Source organism: Rhodococcus sp. ENV425, assembly GCF_002887785.1.
GTDB lineage: Bacteria > Actinomycetota > Actinomycetes > Mycobacteriales > Mycobacteriaceae > Rhodococcus > Rhodococcus aetherivorans.
This window is the reverse complement of sequence record NZ_PCZU01000225.1, coordinates 1-1,860: the sequence shown is the minus strand read 5'-3', so window position 1 is coordinate 1,860 and position 1,860 is coordinate 1. Positions and strand designations below refer to the sequence as shown.

Annotated in this window: 1 protein-coding gene; it reads left to right on the top strand. The window is 76.1% G+C overall.

Features of this window, described 5'->3' with window-relative positions; all coding sequences use genetic code 11:
• A partial coding sequence (locus CQZ88_RS19610) for a non-ribosomal peptide synthetase (protein WP_146034334.1) occupies nt 1–1,860 on the top strand: 1,860 nt, incomplete at both ends.

Below are 1,860 nucleotides of genomic sequence, written 5' to 3'. Positions count from 1 at the left end.
CACGGTGGCGCTGGCGCTGTCGCGGTCCGTCGAATCGGTGCAGGCCGTGTGGGCCGTCGCCAAGACGGGAGCCGCGTTCGTGCCCGTCGACCCCGGTCACCCCCGGGCCCGGCTCGAGCACGTCCTGCGCGACAGCGGCGCCCGCATCGGCCTGACCGTCGCCGCGCACCGGGACGGACTGCCCGACGACACCGACTGGATCGCCCTGGACGACCCCGCGACCGTCGCCGCGGTCACGGCGGCGGACGCCGGCCCGGTCACCGACGCGGAGCGGGGAATCCCGCTGCGGCCCGAGCACGCCGCCTACGTCGTCTACACCTCCGGTTCCACCGGCACCCCCAAGGGGGTCGTCGTCACCCATGCCGGCCTGGCGAACCTCGCCGACGACGCCCGCGCGCGTCTGGCCGTCGCCGCCGGCTCGCGCGCCACCCACCTGTACTCGCCGGCCTTCGACTCCTCGATCGAGGAGCTGCTGGTGACCTTCACCGCCGGCGCCACCCTGGTGGTGGTGCCGCCGCAGGCCTATGGCGGCACCGAGCTCGCCGAGGTTCTCCGCGCCGGACGAGTCACCCACCTCGACGCGACCCCGGCCGTGCTCGCCACTCTCGACCCCGACGACCACCCCGAGATCGGCACGGTCGTCGTCGGTGGCGACGCCTGCCCGCCCGACCTGGCCGATCGGTGGTCGGTGGGCCGGGCGTTCCTCAACGCGTACGGCCCCACCGAGGCCACCGTCACCGCCACCTTCGCGGCTCCGCACCACCGCGGCGACCGGGTCGGGGTCGGCACCCCGATCCGCGGCATGCGCGCCCTCGTCCTGGACCGCCGGCTGCAGCCCGTGCCCGCAGGGGTCACCGGCGAGCTGTACCTGGCCGGCGCCGGGATCGCCCGCGGCTATCTCGGCCGCCCCGACCTGACCGCCGCCCGCTTCGTGGCCGACCCGTACGCGCCCGGAGAACGCATGTACCGCACCGGTGACCTGGTGCGCTGGCGCGGTGCGTCCTTTGGGCTGCCAGGGGAGCCCGAAGGACACACCGGCGGCGCAGCCGCCGCGCTCGAGTTCGCCGGCCGCACCGATCACCAGGTCAAGATCCGGGGGTTCCGCGTCGAACTCGGCGAGGTCGACGCCGCGCTGCTCCGGCACCACACCGTTGCCCGGGCCGTCACCGTCGGCGCCACCACGCCCGCCGGCGCGACCGTCCTCGCCGCCTACGTCGTCGGGCACGCCGGCGCCGCCGTCGACGTCGACGCCCTGCGCGGCGAACTCGCCGACACCCTGCCCGCCTACCTCGTGCCCGCGGCGATCACCGTGCTGCCCGAACTGCCGCTCACCCCCGTCGGGAAGATCGACCGCGCCGCGTTGCCCGCCCCGGACTTCGGCACCCCCACCGCCGGCCGCGCCCCCGAGGGCGCCCGCGAGGAAGTGATCGCCGCCCTGTTCACCCAGGTGCTCGGCGTGGAACGAGTCGGCGCCGACGACAGCTTCTTCGCCCTCGGCGGCGACAGCATCGTCGCGATCACCCTCGTCTCCCGCGCCCGCGCCGCCGGACTGCGGTTCACCGCGCGCGACGTCTTCGAGCGCCGCACCGTCGCCGCTCTGGCCGCCGTCGCGGTCGCGGACACCGGAGCCGGCGCAGTCCTTGCCGAACTCCCCGGCGGCGGCACCGGTCCGGTCGACACCACCCCGATCGTCGCCGAACTGCTGGCCGGCGGCGGGCCCGTCGACCGGTACGGGCAGGCCGTGCTGATCCGGCTGCCCGAGCATCCCGACCCGGCGCACCTGGCCGGGGCCGTGCAGGCGCTGCTCGATCGGCACGACGCGCTGCGGATGCGGCTGACCGCTGCCCGCACGCTCGAGGT